This window comes from Spirosoma daeguense (assembly GCF_054776875.1).
The window spans coordinates 170110-186716 of the sequence record NZ_BAAHBF010000003.1; the positions used below are offsets into that span (position 1 = coordinate 170110).

The window sequence follows — 16607 nt, forward strand, 5'->3', positions numbered from 1 at the left end:
GCTCTTTTGCTCTTTCACTCTTTCGCAATTAAATATATTCCGCCAGTTCAAGCCAGCGGTCCGATTTTTCGGCAATGCTTTGGTCAATCTGTTCAATTTCCTTAGCCCAGGCAGTTAGCTGTTCGTGATGGCCGCCCGTATTGAGAAGACCAACAACTTCGGCTTTTCGTTGCTCCAAATACTCAATTTCTTTTTCAAGGGTTTCGTATTCACGTATTTCCTTGAACGACAGCTTTTTCTTCGCATTGTTAGCCGGGCTCGTTGCCGATGAAACGGCGACGGGTGTTGATTGGTTCTTCTCCGGAGCTGTTACCGCTTTATCATTTTGTGACGTTACGTTCTTTGGCTGAGTGTCTCGCCAGCTTCGATAATCCGTGTAGTTACCCGGAAAATCGCGGACCTTGCCTTCGCCTTCTAGCACAAATACGTGTTCAACAAGCCGATCCATGAAGTATCGGTCGTGGGTAACGATCAAGACGCAACCGCCAAAACTGAGCAAAAAATCTTCCAGTACGTTCAGTGTCGTAATGTCAAGGTCGTTGGTTGGCTCATCCAGAATCAGGAAATTTGGATTCTGCACCAGCACCAGCAACAACTGCAACCTACGTTTTTCGCCCCCACTCAGTTTCGATACAAAGTCGTATTGTTTCTGGCGATTAAAGAGGAAACGGCTCAGCAGTTGCGTAGCAGTAACCGTATCGCCATTGGCTAATTTCATGACCTCTGCTACGTCCTGCACTACGTCGATAACACGTTGATTTTCGGGTAGGTCGAGTTCCGTTTGGGTATAGTATCCGAATTTTACCGTACCACCAGCCGTAATTTTTCCAGAATCCGGACGTAGCTGGCCGGTGAGCATGTTCATGAGCGTTGTCTTGCCCATGCCATTTTTACCAATCAGGCCAACCCGGTCGGCACGTTTAAAGGTATAATTGAAATGGTCGAGAAGCACTTTATCGCCAAAGCGTTTGCTGAGGTTTTCGACTTCCAAGATTTTGCTGCCCAGACGGCTCATTCTCAGATTCAAATCGAGTTCGCCGTCGTTACGTTTACCGCCGACTTTATCCTTCAATTCGTCAAAAGCGTCAATCCGATATTGAGCTTTTGTACCCCGAGCTTTGGGTTGCCGACGCATCCACTCCAACTCACGCCGGAACGTATTACGGTCTTTCGACAACTCAGAAGCAGCCGCTGCTTCGCGCTCCTCTTTCTTTTCCAGAAAATACGCGTAGTTGCCTTTGTAGGTATAAAGCTGACCTTCATCCATTTCAGCAATCTGGTTGCAAACCCGATCCAGAAAATACCGGTCGTGCGATACCATGAGCAACGTGCCGTTGTTGGTATTCAGGTGATTTTCAAGGTATTCAATGGCCTCTAAGTCAAGGTGGTTGGTTGGCTCGTCGAGAATCAACAGATCGGGGTTCTGAATCAGCACCCGCGCTAGTGCCACCCGCTTCCGCTGACCACCCGACAGTAGATGGACAGGTTGTGTTACGTCCTGAATGCCTAATTCGCCCAGAATTTGCCGGATTTGCGACTCGTAATCCCAGGCTTCGAGTTTTTCCATATCAGACATCGCCCGTTCGAGTGCGGCTGGGTTATCGCTCACAAGCGCCTGTTCGTAGGCACGTACTGCATCAAGCTGCGCACTTTCACCAGCCAATACAACTTCCATAACGGTAAGCGCATTGTTGAGGTCGGGCTGTTGGTCGAGGTAACCGACGCTGATGTCTTTACGCTGGCTGACAATTCCCGAATCAGGCGGCATAGCTCCAGCCAGAATTGATAGGAGTGTTGTTTTTCCGGAACCATTGGCACCAACAATAGCTACTTTATCGCCCCGGTTAACGCCAAAGGTTAGGTTTTTAAACAGCGTTCGGTCGCCGTAGGACTTCGTTAAATTTTCAGCTGAAAGGTAATTCATATCTATTTTTACGTGCTTAATCGTAGCTCCAACTAATCATTGTTGGCTAGCGACATTATTTGCAGAAACTGAGCACGTGTACATACATTAATGCGTGGGAAAGAAATTGTATCGAGAATTTTATAGTGATTATCTTCTGTTATGAGATAATCGGCACCACAGGCGATAGCACAATCTGTGAATTTATTATCGTCAGGGTCTTCTTTGATTAGGTACCAAAAATAGTAAGGGGATACTTTCAGTACGTTGGGTCGGTTCAATAAAGCTTCCAAAACGTTCTTTGCGAGCGAAGGGGAATTATAAAATTGACCTATTATTTCTTCGTATTCCTCCAGTATGTCAGTCGTAATCGCTAGTTCCAAAGTTCCATTTAGAATCGCGTCAAATAACCAACGAGTCTTTGAAATTTTGGGAATACTAACAAGTAGACAATTGGTATCAACAACGATTCTCATCGCTTTGGATGATACGGAGTTCGACGATGTACAGTCACTTCTTTTTCCAATTGCTCAGCTATAATACCCCTTTCGGCGACAATCGTATCCAGTTCATCATCAACTAATTTAGCGAAGTAGTTAGACAGGAGTAACTTAATTTCGGCTTCTTGTTGGGGTGACAATTCGCGCTCAAACAAATGCAGCATATACTGTTGCATAGTGTTAAGGCGAGTTGGTTGATTTTTATCCATGTCGTAAGGGCTCTGACCTGATTAATCGTACAAAGGTAAAACAAAGACAATCGTTCGTACTTTTACGATTCAATATGAATTCCTTTATTCTATAACCAACAATGCTCGTAAAACGTCTCCTGTTTGCTGCATACTTTCTGGCTGGAATGCCTTCTATAACTCAGGCACAAACGACTACTGACTTCAAATCGTATACGCAGATAATTCCGGGTAGCGACCAGACGTACCCAATGCTGGCTATTCCGGGAGGCAAATTTCTAATGGGAAGTCCGGCTACAGAAAAAGGCCGTAAGCCCGACGAGGGGCCACAACATAGCGTAGCCGTAGAGCCGTTTTATATGGGTAAGTTTGAGGTCACCTGGGATTTATACGACCTGTTTGCTTTTACTACTATGGAGAAAGAAATGGCCGCAAAATATACCCAGATGGACGCGAATCTGGCTAAAACAGATGCTACGACGCGCCCTAGTCCGCCTTATGTCGATATGTCGTTTGGCATGGGCCGGGCCGGTTATCCAGCTATTAACGTGACCCAGTACGCGGCCATTAAATTCTGCGCCTGGCTGTATGCCAAAACGGGAGTTTTTTATCGCTTACCTACCGAAGCTGAGTGGGAATATGCCTGCCGTGGGAATGATAAAAATGCTACGTTGGCTTATTCATTTGGCGCCGATGTGAAAAAATTAGGCGAATACGCTGTCTTTAACGGTAATAGCGAAGGTGGCTACAAAAAAGTAGGCACGAAAAAGCCAAATTCGTTCGGGCTGCATGATATGCATGGGAACGTAATGGAATGGACGAAAGACCAGTACATCGAAGATTATTACAAACAGGTTGCCAGTGGGAAAGTGAAAGAGCCCTACGCGCCAACCACTACGTTATACCCGAATTCTGTACGTGGCGGTTCGTGGGATGATGGCCCTGAAGTGCTACGTTCGGCGGCTCGAACACCATCGGTTCCTGCCTGGAAAGTAATCGATCCGCAAAGCCCGAAATCAGACTGGTGGTTAACCTCCGCTTCGTTTCTTGGTTTCCGGTTGGTACGTCCGGCGAAAACCCCATCTGAAGAAGAAATCAAGGCCTATTACGATATTAAGCCCATCAAAGATTATTAATAAATGAAAGAGCGAAAGAATGAAAGAGCGAAAGGGTGCGAACAGAGCCAAAGCAGTAGTTTGGGCCATGTGGAGCACGCTTTCGCTCTTTCACCCTTTCGCTCATTTACAACCTTCCTTCTCCTCGGGGCCAACCTTGGCGACCGTGCTGCTACGTTGCAGAAAGCTGTTAAACGGATTGAATACTACGTTGGGAAGGTTCAACAACAGTCGCCATTGTACGAAACGGCTCCGTGGGGCGTAACTGATCAGCCTGCTTTTCTGAATCAAGTAGTTACTGTTGAAACGACGCTGGAACCCGAAGCTGTGTTGAAACAAACACAGACGATTGAGCAGGAATTGGGTCGTGTTCGGATGGAGAAATGGAGTGCACGAACCATTGATGTTGATATTCTTTACTACGAACACCTGATTTGGCAAAGTGCTACGTTAACAGTACCGCATCCTTATCTGCATCAGCGTCGATTTACGCTAGTTCCATTAGCCGACGTAGCACCAGATTTCGTCCACCCTATTCTTGGTCAGACAACCCTTGATTTGTTAGCCATCTGTGCGGATAATGGTGAAGTGAGCCGTTTTTCAATGAATAATGAATAACGCAAAATAAATAATGCCCTTTCGGTAGGGGTAGGCGTCTACCATTGTTCATTATCAATTATTCATTTTGCATTAGCCAGACAATCCGAGCCTATTTTTCTTCGTTATTCAGCCGTGTTGTACGATTAACCCTCTTTGGTTATGCATGTGCGAGTGGCTTTATCCCTACCTCTTTTTTTTATTACGTCTTTGATGCACGAGCCTGTAACGGCTCAAACCAATGCGCCGGTACTGCCGTTTGGCTCAGGTGCTTTTATCTGTAGTTACACGGGCGGCAGTGTTGGGCCGCAGGTTGTCTGTTCACCCAAAACGTCTTCAAATGGTCATGCCGAGCGTGTGGTCGACCGGATTCTGAAGCCCATCGGACTGATGCGGAATTTTAAAGTAATTGAGTGTTCCAATACCGACAATTGCTTTGCTACGGTGCTGAAAGGGCAACGCTATATTGTATACGATGGCGCGTTCATGGCCCAGATTGATCAGGATACCGAAACGGACTGGGCTGCTATTAGTATTATGGCGCACGAAATAGGCCACCATTTGCAGGGACATACCATCGACGGTCGGGGAGGGCAGCCGCAGAAAGAAATTGAAGCCGATAAATTTTCAGGCTTTGTGATGCACCAGTTGGGCGCATCGCTCGAAGACGCTTCTGCTGCTGTAAGGGCTCTTGGCGATGAACATGCTACGTCGACACACCCAGCTAAACCGGCCCGTGTCGAAGCCATTCGGAAGGGGTGGCTCGAGGCTGAGTCCATGTATCCAAAAAGTCGGGTATTAGCGAAAGCTCCGGCTGCTATGGCTCCAAAACCAATCACTACGTCTAGTACTCCCGTTGTGGCTTCACGTGCTGTAGTTGCTCCTAAAACACCAACACGTGCTACGGTAGGCTGTATTTCGGGCGACTGTCAGGATGGAAAAGGTACGTTTGTGTACCCAACCCGCGAACGCTACGTTGGCGAATTCGAAGAAGGAGATAAGCACGGCGAAGGCGTTGAGTATTATGCCGATGGAAAGGTAAAATACAAAGGAAATTTCCGTGATAACCTTCGCTGGGACTACGGGGCTTACTATTATCAGAATGGCGATAAATATGTGGGCTGGTTTAAAAATAACGTGCCCAATGGCAAGGGCACGTATCATTTTGCTGATGGTGAAAGTATAAGCGCTACGTTCAAAAACGGGCAGCCGATGCAATGAAACCAGTTTATAAAGCGGTTTGGAAATATAGCATTTTGTTATTTCGACCCTAGGGTCGAAATAACAAACATTACTGAAATACAACGTAACGAGTGAAAAAAGCTTTACATAAAGCCCGCTACGTTGTTAAAACGCCAGAATCGTTTTTTCGATAATGTCGCAGGATTCGTGAATCTGCTCTTCGGTGATGACCAGTGGAGGAGCAAATCGAATTTTATCGCCGTGAGTTGGACGGGCAAGCAAGCCGTTCTCTTTGAGCTTCATACAGATTTCCCAAGCTGTTTCTTTGCCGAATTCTGGACGCTCGGCAATCACTACGGCATTCAGCAAACCTTTGCCTCGGATAGAGGTAATCAGATCGGTCTGCTGACGTAGCGTTTCCATACGAGCCCGGAAAATTTCACCCATAGCGGCTGCATTTTCGGCAAGCTTTTCATCTTCGACCACTTGTAAAGCCGCAATCGTTACAGCGCAGGCCAGCGGATTTCCGCCATACGTACTGCCATGTTCGCCGGGTTTAATGGTCAGCATCACTTCGTCGGAAGTTAGAACTGCGGATACAGGCATAGTACCACCCGATAGAGCTTTACCCAATACCAGTAAATCGGGCTTAACATCCTCGTGATCACAAGCAATGCGTTTACCGGTACGTCCGATACCCGTTTGTACTTCGTCGGCAATGAACAGTACGTTGTATTTAGTACATAGGTCGCGTACTCCACGCAGATACCCCTCGTCAGGAACAACAACACCCGCTTCGCCCTGAATTGGTTCGACCATGAAACCCGCAATATTCGGGTCACTTTTGAACGTATCTTCTAGTGCGTTGAGATCGTTATAAGGAATCACAATATAGCCCGGCAGGAGTGGACCAAAATCGTTGGTACTGCTTGGGTCGGTCGAGGACGAAATAGCGGCAAGGGTTCTCCCCCAGAAATTACCGGCAGCATAGACGGTTTTTGCCTGATTCTGCGGAATGCCTTTGACTTTATACGCCCATTTACGGGTGAGTTTCAGCGATGTTTCGCCGGCTTCGGCACCAGAGTTCATCATCAACGCTTTGTCGTAGCCAAAATAATCGCAGAGGTATTTTTCGCAAAGGCCCGTTTTGTCGTTGTAAAAAGCACGCGATGTTAGCGTTAATTGCTGGGCCTGACGAATCATGGCATTAATGATTCGCGGATGGCAATGACCCTGACTGACGGCACTGTAGGCCGAGAGAAAATCGAAGTAGCGTTTCTGCTCTACATCCCAGACAAAAACGCCCTCGCCCCGTGTCAATACTACCGGAACGGGGTGGTAGTTATGTGCGCCATATTGCCATTCTAACTGCATGGCCTGCTCAGCCGATGCCACAGAGAGTGTTGGTTCGAGTATCATGGTGAATGTGGTTGAGTTGTGTTTGTTGATGGAATGTTACGTTGCTGAAACTTCCGGGCAAGAATGCCCGTTTTTCAAAAATACGGTTTCTTCCAGAGACACCAAAACCAATGCCTACCCAGTTCTCGAAGAAAAAAATCCCCAATCTGGCCGATGACGATTATTACTACACACCCGAAGGCTACGTTGTGTTTACGGCAGCGTATCATCAGAAACGAGGGTATTGTTGCCAGAATGGTTGCCGACATTGTCCTTATGGATTCAAAAAAAAAGAGAAATGACTTGCAGATTATGAATTATTTAGCCAATTTTGCGCCCTCATACGGAAAACGAGTACGGTAATGGCCAGAGTTTGTCAAATAACAGGAAAACGCACACGCTCGGGAAACAATGTTTCTCATGCTAACAATAAAACGAAGCGTAAATTTTACCCAAACCTTCAAAAGAAGCGGTTCTTTATCGAATCGACTGGTGAGTGGGTTACGCTAAAAGTGGCTACGTCGGCCATTAAAACCATCAATAAAAACGGGCTGGAAGCTACGTTACGGAAAGCGTACGAACGCGGAACGTTGTCGCTATAGTCTGTTTGCGAATACATTGATTACAAGCCTCTTCCGGTTAGGATGGGGCTTTTCGTTTTTAGTCAATAAGCCTTACTCGTAGAATAAACGGCGAAAAGGCTCATTGATTAATAGCTGACCAATTCGATGAAACTGAATTTTGAAGACCTTATTCTTTTCGAGAATGAGGACTATATTATCATTAACAAGCCGCCACACGTAGCGTCGCTCGATGAACGTACTACGGATCGGACTGGAGTAAGTATTGTCAGGATGGCTAAAGCGTATCATGCCGATGCACAACTTGGCCACCGGCTGGATAAGGAAACGTCTGGGATTCTGGCAATAGCCAAGAATCCGGGAGCATACCGGCACCTGGCTATGCAGTTCGAGCATCGTGAGGTGACCAAACGGTATCATGCCGTAACGAATGGCATTCACGATTTCGATGGTATTTCAGTTTACCTGCCTATTTCGCCCATTAAAGACGGTACAGCGGTTCGGATTGACCGGGAGAAGGGAAAAGTAGCGGAAACGATTTTCAATACGTTGCAGGCCTATCGGAATGCTACGTTAGTTGAATGTATGCCAATTACAGGCCGTATGCACCAGATTCGGGTTCACCTGATGTGCCTCAAAGCGCCGATTGTCAACGACGGAACCTATGGCGGAAAGCCAATTTTTCTCTCCGATCTGAAACGGAAGTTTAATTTAAAACAGAATACCGAAGAACAGCCTCTAATCCAGCGAGTTGCTCTACATGCGTATTCGCTGACCTTTACGTTGCTCAATGGTGAAGAGCAAACATTTGTGGCACCTTATCCGAAAGATTTTAACGTATTGGTGAAGCAGTTGGAGAAAAATAGTTAGAAGTTTGTGGTTCGATGGTTATGGTAGTAAATAACCTTGAATCAATTAGTCTAAAAACTTCTCTTCTTTTTCTCATGTTTGTTCATACCGTTTTTTTCTGGATGAAACACCCAGAAAACAAGGCTGACCACGATGCGCTTCGGGCGGGGCTCGAATCGCTCAAAGAAATATCCGACATTTCGGTCGCTTATGTTGGTACGCCTGCCGAAACCCGTCGGCCAGTAATTGATCATTCTTACGATTTTGCGCTAACACTTGTCTTTGCCGACAAAGCCGCTCACGATACGTATCAGGAGCACCCAATTCATCTGAAATTTGTAGCCGACTGCGCTCATATTTGGGAGGGTGTAAAAATATATGATGCGGTGAGTTAAATTAAATGGTTGAGTTGTTGAATGATTGAATGTTATGCTTGTGCCCACAATTTAACCATTCAACAACTCAATCATTTAATCTACACCAGTACCTCGATTTTCATATCCATATTACCTTTCACCGCTTTAGAGTAAGGGCATACGGCATGGGCTGTTTCGGCTAATTGCTGTAACTGGTCGTGATCCATGTGAGGAGCTTTCACGGTGATTTTGCCGGATAGAAACATATTATTGCCATCCTTATTCAGCGAAATACTCACCTCGACCGCATGTTCGGGAAGTATGATTTTCCGACGTTCAGCTACGGCCATCAAGGCTCCATCATAACATGCGCTGTAAGCAGCCGCAAACAACATTTCCGGGTTTGTAGCGCCCCCTTCGCCGTGCATTTCAACAGGCCGTTTGAGGTTTAATTCCAGAATTCCATCTAACGATTTTACGTCGCCATCGCGCCCGCCAACATTACTGACCGTGGCCGTATATAAAGTTTCCATTGACTATTAATTATGTTCAACGCTTTTTGCGTAAATTTTTACAACAAGTAAACTCTGACCTGCCCGAAAAGTTATTGCTGCTACGTATCATTTTGAACCACTACGTAGTGTTTTGCGACCTAAAAGGCAAAGTATTTGCAATAGCATACGTAGCAGCAAAAAGTTCTTAATCTGGTAAATGAAATAGGTGAAAAGAGCGTTTAGAGCCGTTCTGTAAGGCTATTGGGCGTATGCAAATCATTCCATCATTTTGAACTACCTTTGTCTAAGGGGATTAGTCGGATGAAAGCTGCAATAGAACGAGACAGAGCACGTTTTGATAAATAAGTTCCTCCGAGAGTAAACAGCATGAACACGTTATACACACATCGCGGCAATCGATACCTACTGAGAAGCCTGGGCATCTTTGGATTGCTTTTGTGGGTTGGCTTATTTCCGGCAATGGCTCAGCGTCAGTCGGCTAAAGCTGACACGGCACTGGCAAAGGCCGGTACCACCACAACGGTACGTATTGAAGCCGAAACGCAGTTTACCGAAGGTATCCGGTATCTAATGACCGACGAGCCGGCGAAGGCAATAACGCAGTTTGAGAAGCTTTTACAAAAACAACCCTCAAATGCCGCAGCTCATTATTCGCTGGCAAACGCATTGGTCAAAAGCGGGAAGTTAAATGATGCTGTTGCTCATGCCGCTAAAGCGCACAATCTGAGTGCTGATAATAAATACTATTCCTTATTACTAGCCGAATTATATGTAAAACAGAAACGCTACGCAGAGGCCGAAGCACTATACGAAGCTATTCTGAAAAAAGGTTCCGAAAATGCCGAATATGGTGTTGAACTTGCGGCTATTTATCTATTCGATGAAAAGCCAGATCAAGCTTTAAACGCGTATAATCTGGTTGAACGGGAGCTAGGCACGAATGAAGAAATTACCCGCCAGAAGCAGCGTATTTATCTGAAACAGAATAAAATTGATAAAGCTATTGAAGAAGCCGAAAAGCTGGTTGCGTCGGAGCCCAGCGAACCGGATTATCTTCTCGAAGGTGCCGAATTGTTGATTGCCAATGATCGTGTTGATCAGGCTATTACCTGGATTGACCGTGCACTTAAACTAAATTCGGATTTACCACAAGCTCACGTACTGCTGGCCGATATTTATCGGAAAAAAGGCGACATGGCGCGGGTTAAAACCGAGCTGAATCAGGTACTGGCTAATCCAAATCTGGAAGCTGGTCTGAAAGCAAGAATATTGTCGAGTTACGTTAACCTGACAGGCGAAAGTCCAACGGCTCAACAAGATGCGCTTGGAATGGCCGAGAAATTGGCTAAGTCGTCGCCAAACGACCCTAAAACACAGGTTATGCTAGCCGATTTGCTGGTGCAACAGGGTAAAAAAGTGGAAGCACGCGACGCCTACGCCAGAGCTGCCAAACTCGATGGTTCCATTTATGAAGTCTGGGGTGCCTTATTGCAGTTAGATGGTGAACTGAATCACGTTGATAGCTTACTGGTTCACTCTGAGCAGGCACTCGAAGTATTTCCAACGCAGGGATTGTTCTGGTATTCTAACGGGTCTGCCAATCTATTCAAACGAAAATACCAGCAAGCTGTCGATGCGCTCGAGGAAAGTCGTAAATTGTTGGCTGCCAGTACAAATACAGAATTGAGAAAAGGTATCGACGCTCAGTTGGGCGATGCTTACAACGGACTAGGCGATTACCCTAAATCTGACGAAGCCTACGAAGCTGTATTAAAAGTAGATCCGTTGAATGACCACGTACTGAACAATTACAGTTATTTTCTCTCGCTACGAAAAGACAAGCTTCAGCGGGCACAGCAACTGGCGCAGAAACTGGTGGAACGAAATCCGACCAACGCTACGTATCTGGATACTTACGCATGGGTGCTATACGTAGCGAAAGATTATACTAAGGCACGTCAGTATCTGGAAAAAGCACTGGCAAATCCGGCCAATGTAAGTGGAACAATTATTGAACACTACGGCGACGTACTTTACCAACTCGGCCAGCACGATAAGGCATTAGAGCAGTGGAAGCAGGCCAAAGTCAAAGGCGGGGGCAGTCCTGAGCTGGACAAAAAAATTGCTACCGGCAAGCTGTAAAACAGTTTCGATTTTCTGACAGTTGCTCGTCATGAAATCGAAGCCGAAACTACCCTAAATGAATAAACATATTTTGTTTGCGCTGTTGCTGAGCGTATTTGCTACCTCCGAAGGGTGCCGAAGACAACAGCTAACGCATACTACGTCTTCAACTACACCAACTACTCCGCCCGATACTGCGAAGGTGGTTGAACGTCAGCCACCTTCGCCAACTACCGATGCTCCGACAATTCCACCAGCAGCTACCGGAGGAAATGAACTAGCTCGTGCCAACGTAGCAGAAGTTGATTTTCGTTACCTGACAACGAAATCGAAGCTGTCATTTAAAAGTCCAAAGCAGGAAATCGACAATGCCAACGTAACGATTCGGGTACGTAAAGATAGCCTGATTTGGATCTCGGTTTCGAAACTTGGCATAGAGGCAGTTCGAGCCCAAATCACCCGCGATTCGATTATGATTATCGATAAAATTCATCGAGAATATGCTGCTTCAGACTTTTCAACATTGAGTCGGCAGTTTAATTTTCAGATGAGTTTTGAGTTATTACAAGCGTTGCTTGTTGGCAATTTGCCGCTGCCGAATGCGCCTGCTCAAAAGAGTAAGGGTGAAAATGGTAATCTGCTTTTGCGCCAGAGCGAGGGTAAATTAGTGGTTGAAAACTATATTGGTGAGCAGGATCGGAAATTAAAGAAACTGACATTGTCGGAACCATCGACCAAAAATACCCTTCGGATGGAGTACGAAGATTTTACTTCGCTTGCTACTTATCTGTTTCCATACGGAAGTCAGGCAACTCTTGATTATCAGTCGAAAACCGATGGGCAATTGAATCAGACGTTGTTACGAATCAAACATAGTAAAGTAGAACTGGCTGATCAAACGCCCGGATTTCCGTTCACAATTCCAGCAAGTTACCAGCGCCGTCCTTAATTTAGTGAGTCGTTACCTGTTACCAGCGTATCAATTTGTTAACCCCGACATGTAATCTTTACTTTTAGAGTTGTTTCAGTACCTATGCTTTCCCACTTTCGGTTTTCTTTCTGGTTTATGCGCCAAATTCTAACTGGGTTGATTCTGCTTGGTTTTTGCTGGCTGGGAGGCTCTGTGAAGGCTCAGCAACAGCAGCAACAAACCTTACGTAATCGGCAGGCGCTGGAAAAGGAAAAAAAGCAGAATCTGGAGCGCATGGGCCAGATTAATACGATTCTAAAACAGACAACTTCCGAAAAACAGGTTGGCCTCGGACAACTTAAAGCCCTAAATCAGCAGATTCAGACACAGTCGAATCAGATTAACTTATTAAACAAAGATATTCGCCTGACCGAAACTGAAATTTCCGAACTCCGTCAGGCCATCAATGCGCTTACCAAAGATTTAAACAAACTAAAGCGCGAGTATTCGTCCATGATTTATGCCGCCGACAAACGACGCCAGCAGGTTAATCCGCTGGGTTTTCTATTTGCGGCCGATAATTTCAACCAGTTAGTAGCACGGTATAAATACCTGCGTCAATATTCCAACGCCCGGCAAAGTCAGGTGCGGCAGATGAATAACGTGCGAACTATGCTCGATGGAAAGCAACAGGCTACACAGCGTAAACGTGAAGAGCAACGTAGCACTTTAACCGTAAAACTAGGCGAAACCAAAAAGCTGGAAACGCTGAAAACCGAAAAAAATGCTGTTGTGAAGGAACTGAGTCAGAAAGAATCTGAACTGGCAACTGAACTGGCCGAAAGCCGTAGAGCTGTAAATCGACTCGAAGCGATGATTACACGTATCATTGCTCGCGAAGCCAAAGAACGAGCTGAACGGGAAGCGCGTGAACGAGCCGAGCGCGAACGTATTGCTAAGCTTGAAGCGGCTCGAAAAGCGGCTGAACGTAAACGGGCCGAAGAAGCCATTGCCGCTGCTGAAAAAGCGGGAGAAAAACCAGCTCCTGCCGACGTAGCGAAAGTAGAACGTATCGACAAGGCCGGAGAAGCCGAAGTTGTGAAGAAGCCTGATGAACGACGTAATAACAACCTGAACGATGAGGAAACGGCTCTTGCTACATCCTTTACCTCATCGCGTTCGCGATTACCTTGGCCCGTCACAAAAGGGTTTATCTCTGATCATTTCGGACGTAAAGCCCACCCGGTTTTAAAAGGGATTTTCGTAGAAAATCAGGGTGTCGATATTCAGACAAACGCTGGCGAAGGTGTTCGTTCCGTATACGACGGTATCGTTCAGGACGTAACGAGTATGCCGGGAATGAATAACGTAGTAGCTATTCAGCATGGCGATTATTTTACGGTTTATGCCAAATTGAAAAGTGTATCGGTTCAGATTGGTCAGCGGGTAAAAGCGCGTGAGCCCATTGGCATAGTGGCTACCGACAAAAACGGTGTTTCTGAAATCCAGTTCCAGATCTGGAAGGAGTTTACCAAGCTTAATCCTGAGTCCTGGCTAATACCAAGGTAAGGTTATAGAGTTATAAAGTTGTAGGGTTATAGGGTTGTATGGTTGGCTGCTGTGTTCAAACTTTATAACTCTATAACCTTACAACTTTATAACTTTACAACTTCACAACCGTACAACTGCCCACAATGTCTGTTCATAATCCCGATATCAAGCGCGTTACGACGCATACCATTCAGGAGTTAAAAAATAAAGGTGAGAAGATTTCAGCACTAACGGCCTACGATTATTCGATGGCGCGGGTAGTTGATGCGGCTGGCGTTGAATTGATTTTGGTTGGCGATTCGGCATCTAACGTAATGGCGGGCCACGAAACAACATTGCCCATTACGTTAGATCAGATGATTTACCACGCCAGTTCGGTAGTTCGCGCCGTTAAACGGGCGTTGGTGGTGGTCGATCTGCCGTTTGGGTCGTATCAGGGCAATTCATCGGAAGCGTTACGTTCGGCGATACGTATCATGAAGGAGTCGGGTGCTCATGCTGTTAAAATGGAGGGAGGGCTCGAAATAAAAGAATCGATTGTGCGGGTTTTGAGTGCGGGTGTTCCTGTAATGGGCCATCTGGGGCTAACACCACAATCGATTTACAAATTTGGTACGTATGCCGTGCGAGCTAAAGAAGAGGCCGAAGCGGAGAAATTGATCGAAGATTCCCAGATGCTTGAAACACTGGGCTGTTTTAGCCTTGTGCTCGAAAAAATTCCGGCTACTTTAACCAAAACAGTGTCGCAGCAACTTCGAATTCCAACCATCGGAATTGGCGCAGGGCCAGATGCCGATGGGCAAATTCTGGTTTTCCACGATTTGTTGGGTATCAACAACGAATTTAAACCGCGCTTCCTGCGTCGATACGCCGAACTGCATAAAGTGATGACGGAAGCCATTGCGCACTACGTCGATGATGTGAAAGCGAATACATTTCCGAACGAGAAAGAAGCGTATTGAGTTAACGTAACGTGGTTGGACTGGCGCACCAGCCTGCTGTATGCAGTGCATTTAATTTGGCAAACTCCCTGTTAGTGCGCCAGTTCGACCGTATAACTATGAAAAAGAGACCATTTCAGGTAGTTTATGAAGATAACCACCTGTTGATTGTTAATAAAGAACCCGGTATTCTGGTACAGGGCGACCGTACGGGCGACGTTACGTTGCTGGACGTAGCGAAAGATTATATTGGAGAAAAGTACAATAAACCCGGCGAGGTTTTCCTTGGCTTAGTGCATCGGCTCGACCGACCAGTGAGCGGATTGGTTGTGCTGGCACGTACCTCGAAAGCGCTGGAACGAATGACGGAAATTTTCCGGAAACGGCAGGTGCAGAAAACGTATTGGGCTGTTGTTCGAAGAAAGCCGCCAAAAGACGCCGATAAGCTGGTGAACTGGCTGGTGAAAGATGAGCAGAAAAATCAGGTAGCCGTTTACGATTACGAGGTTCCGGGCTCCCAGAAAGCCGAATTATCGTATCGGGTATTAGGGAAAATTAATGAACACTATCTGCTCGAAGTAAATCCAATAACTGGTCGGCCGCATCAGATCCGGTCGCAACTGGCACATATGGGTTGCCCGATTCGTGGAGATATTAAATATGGATATGACCGGGCGGTGGCGGACAAGAAAATCTATTTGCACGCTCGTCGGCTTTACTTCATCCATCCTGTAAAGAAGGAACCACTTATTTTTCGGGCAGGTTTACCCAGCGATCCTTTCTGGGAGGAGTTTCTGGAGCTGGATAACGAAAGCTATAAAGACAAGGATTTAGATCGCCTGTTCGAGTAGGCGAGCTTAGGGTATAAACACAAAAGCCGCGTCTGGTTAGAAAACATGCAGACGCGGCTTTTGCCTGGCTGAGTCTGGTTCAGTCAATCAACAGTTGGGTGTGGTTTCCCATTCGGAATTACATCATCAACGAGTTGATCCATCACACGTTCTGCCATTTGCATTGCTCCCCGTATTGCTCCGTAAATCAGGCAGAGTGGTAAAATAATGGGCAGAAAAACGACCCATTGAAAAATCATGTAAAGTCTAACATTTCTCATTGGCTCAGGACTAAAATTTTGTAGTTAAGTGTACGGTTACGGAGATAAACAAACTTGCGCACTTGTGTCGGGTAGCCTGCTTTCAATTAAAATCAAAGTTAACCTTGTATTAATACAAAATCAAGGTCGACAAAAAAAAGTTAATTAAAAGTTTTTTTTATCAGACAGTAAATTACGTAAAATTGTTGTCACTCGTATAACCTTATTTCTATATTATTACCCTGTCAATTTTGATGCCAATTCAATTAATTCATCAATTGATACAATGAAATAAAGGAGGAGATGTATTTGTTGATTTGTATTTTTGTGGAATAACATTCTGTATTAGCGTGTTTCGTCTAGCAAATTGTCGGTTTGGGATTGCCCGCTTCCTGCTTGGTCTGTACGTTGCCGTACTGGTCAACGGAGTGGTGTTTCGCCATGCCCACCGATTAACCGATGGAACAATCATTTGCCACGCGCACCCGTACAAATCATCGCCGGGAACAGAATTTCCGAAACACGCGCACACTCGCGATGAGCTGATCTGGCTCGACGCGTTTACCAATGCTTTTTACACGAATCCGGACGTAGTTGGCTTAGTGTTAACTGCACTGATTGTTTTTCTGTTTCTGACCGTAACGGAACCCGCGAGACAGATTAGTTTTCAAACCGTCCATACGGCATTTCAGCACCGAGGCCCTCCCGTGCTTTGAGTTAATTCCTTATTTTCATGTCTGATAGTTCTATGCCTTTACAACCTCAAGCGAGGAATGAATTGGTATGGTATGACACTATGGGCATGAG

General features: G+C 45.9%; 19 protein-coding genes. 13 read left to right on the forward strand and 6 right to left on the reverse strand.

Annotation, left to right across the window (positions count from 1 at the left end):
• Positions 1-28: 28 nt before the first annotated feature.
• From ACYVD4_RS09910 to ACYVD4_RS09920, 3 genes are read right to left on the reverse strand one after another with little or no spacing between them, the layout of a single operon-like run.
• Positions 29-1924 carry an ABC-F family ATP-binding cassette domain-containing protein gene (locus tag ACYVD4_RS09910; protein WP_460944999.1) on the reverse strand — a complete coding sequence of 632 codons (1896 nt, stop codon included), beginning with the start codon at positions 1922-1924 and terminating at the stop codon, positions 29-31.
• 32 nt (positions 1925-1956) lie between these two features.
• Positions 1957-2379, reverse strand: a complete 423-nt coding sequence (locus ACYVD4_RS09915; RefSeq protein ID WP_460945001.1) for a putative toxin-antitoxin system toxin component, PIN family — start codon at positions 2377-2379, stop codon at positions 1957-1959.
• A complete protein-coding gene (locus ACYVD4_RS09920; protein ID WP_460945003.1) occupies positions 2376-2612 on the reverse strand; it encodes a hypothetical protein in 237 nt (78 codons plus the stop codon). The genes ACYVD4_RS09915 and ACYVD4_RS09920 overlap by 4 nt, the downstream gene beginning before the upstream one ends.
• Positions 2613-2713: 101 nt before the next feature.
• Between ACYVD4_RS09920 and ACYVD4_RS09925 the strand changes: the two genes are divergently transcribed.
• The 3 genes from ACYVD4_RS09925 (at position 2714) to ACYVD4_RS09935 (ending at position 5524) form a co-directional block, all read left to right on the forward strand.
• A complete protein-coding gene (locus ACYVD4_RS09925) occupies positions 2714-3727 on the forward strand; it encodes a formylglycine-generating enzyme family protein (RefSeq protein WP_460945005.1) in 1014 nt (337 codons plus the stop codon).
• 3 nt (positions 3728-3730) lie between these two features.
• Positions 3731-4324, forward strand: a complete 594-nt coding sequence (folK, locus tag ACYVD4_RS09930) for a 2-amino-4-hydroxy-6-hydroxymethyldihydropteridine diphosphokinase (protein WP_460945007.1) — start codon at positions 3731-3733, stop codon at positions 4322-4324.
• Positions 4325-4465: 141 nt separating this feature from the next.
• A complete protein-coding gene (locus tag ACYVD4_RS09935) occupies positions 4466-5524 on the forward strand; it encodes a M48 family metalloprotease (protein ID WP_460945009.1) in 1059 nt (352 codons plus the stop codon).
• A 126-nt stretch (positions 5525-5650) separates the two neighbouring features.
• Here the strand turns inward: ACYVD4_RS09935 and rocD are convergent, their stop codons facing one another.
• Positions 5651-6904 (reverse strand): ornithine--oxo-acid transaminase, encoded by a 1254-nt coding sequence (rocD, locus tag ACYVD4_RS09940; protein WP_460945011.1) that lies wholly within the window; start codon positions 6902-6904, stop codon positions 5651-5653.
• Positions 6905-7014: 110 nt separating this feature from the next.
• Between rocD and ACYVD4_RS09945 the strand changes: the two genes are divergently transcribed.
• The 4 genes from ACYVD4_RS09945 (at position 7015) to ACYVD4_RS09960 (ending at position 8708) form a co-directional block, all read left to right on the forward strand.
• Positions 7015-7185 carry a DUF5522 domain-containing protein gene (locus tag ACYVD4_RS09945; protein WP_460945013.1) on the forward strand — a complete coding sequence of 57 codons (171 nt, stop codon included), beginning with the start codon at positions 7015-7017 and terminating at the stop codon, positions 7183-7185.
• Positions 7186-7245: 60 nt separating this feature from the next.
• The gene (gene rpmB, locus ACYVD4_RS09950; protein ID WP_460945015.1) at positions 7246-7485 is read left to right on the forward strand and encodes a 50S ribosomal protein L28; all 240 of its coding nucleotides are present in this window, start codon (positions 7246-7248) and stop codon (positions 7483-7485) included.
• A gap of 126 nt (positions 7486-7611) precedes the next feature.
• A complete protein-coding gene (locus ACYVD4_RS09955) occupies positions 7612-8334 on the forward strand; it encodes an RluA family pseudouridine synthase (RefSeq protein ID WP_460945017.1) in 723 nt (240 codons plus the stop codon).
• Between the two features lie 74 nt (positions 8335-8408).
• Positions 8409-8708: a Dabb family protein gene (locus ACYVD4_RS09960; RefSeq protein ID WP_460945019.1), complete on the forward strand. Its 300-nt coding sequence runs from the start codon at positions 8409-8411 to the stop codon at positions 8706-8708.
• An 80-nt stretch (positions 8709-8788) separates the two neighbouring features.
• Here the strand turns inward: ACYVD4_RS09960 and ACYVD4_RS09965 are convergent, their stop codons facing one another.
• Positions 8789-9202, reverse strand: coding sequence for an Ohr family peroxiredoxin (locus ACYVD4_RS09965; RefSeq protein WP_460945021.1), 414 nt, complete (start codon positions 9200-9202; stop codon positions 8789-8791).
• Between the two features lie 348 nt (positions 9203-9550).
• On the opposite strand from ACYVD4_RS09965, the gene ACYVD4_RS09970 reads away from it, so the two are divergent.
• From ACYVD4_RS09970 to ACYVD4_RS09990, 5 genes are all read left to right on the forward strand, one after another.
• Positions 9551-11326 (forward strand): tetratricopeptide repeat protein, encoded by a 1776-nt coding sequence (locus ACYVD4_RS09970; protein WP_460945023.1) that lies wholly within the window; start codon positions 9551-9553, stop codon positions 11324-11326.
• Between the two features lie 58 nt (positions 11327-11384).
• The gene (locus ACYVD4_RS09975; protein WP_460945025.1) at positions 11385-12257 is read left to right on the forward strand and encodes a DUF4292 domain-containing protein; all 873 of its coding nucleotides are present in this window, start codon (positions 11385-11387) and stop codon (positions 12255-12257) included.
• An 84-nt stretch (positions 12258-12341) separates the two neighbouring features.
• The gene (locus ACYVD4_RS09980; protein WP_460945027.1) at positions 12342-13787 is read left to right on the forward strand and encodes a murein hydrolase activator EnvC family protein; all 1446 of its coding nucleotides are present in this window, start codon (positions 12342-12344) and stop codon (positions 13785-13787) included.
• Between the two features lie 125 nt (positions 13788-13912).
• A complete protein-coding gene (panB, locus tag ACYVD4_RS09985) occupies positions 13913-14731 on the forward strand; it encodes a 3-methyl-2-oxobutanoate hydroxymethyltransferase (RefSeq protein ID WP_460945029.1) in 819 nt (272 codons plus the stop codon).
• A gap of 98 nt (positions 14732-14829) precedes the next feature.
• On the forward strand, positions 14830-15561 hold the full coding sequence (locus ACYVD4_RS09990; protein WP_460945031.1) for an RluA family pseudouridine synthase: 732 nt from the start codon (positions 14830-14832) through the stop codon (positions 15559-15561).
• A gap of 83 nt (positions 15562-15644) precedes the next feature.
• On the opposite strand, the gene ACYVD4_RS09995 is transcribed toward ACYVD4_RS09990, so the two are convergent.
• Positions 15645-15800 carry a hypothetical protein gene (locus ACYVD4_RS09995; RefSeq protein ID WP_460945033.1) on the reverse strand — a complete coding sequence of 52 codons (156 nt, stop codon included), beginning with the start codon at positions 15798-15800 and terminating at the stop codon, positions 15645-15647.
• Between the two features lie 350 nt (positions 15801-16150).
• On the opposite strand from ACYVD4_RS09995, the gene ACYVD4_RS10000 reads away from it, so the two are divergent.
• Positions 16151-16516 carry a hypothetical protein gene (locus ACYVD4_RS10000; RefSeq protein WP_460945035.1) on the forward strand — a complete coding sequence of 122 codons (366 nt, stop codon included), beginning with the start codon at positions 16151-16153 and terminating at the stop codon, positions 16514-16516.
• Positions 16517-16607 lie beyond the last annotated feature (91 nt).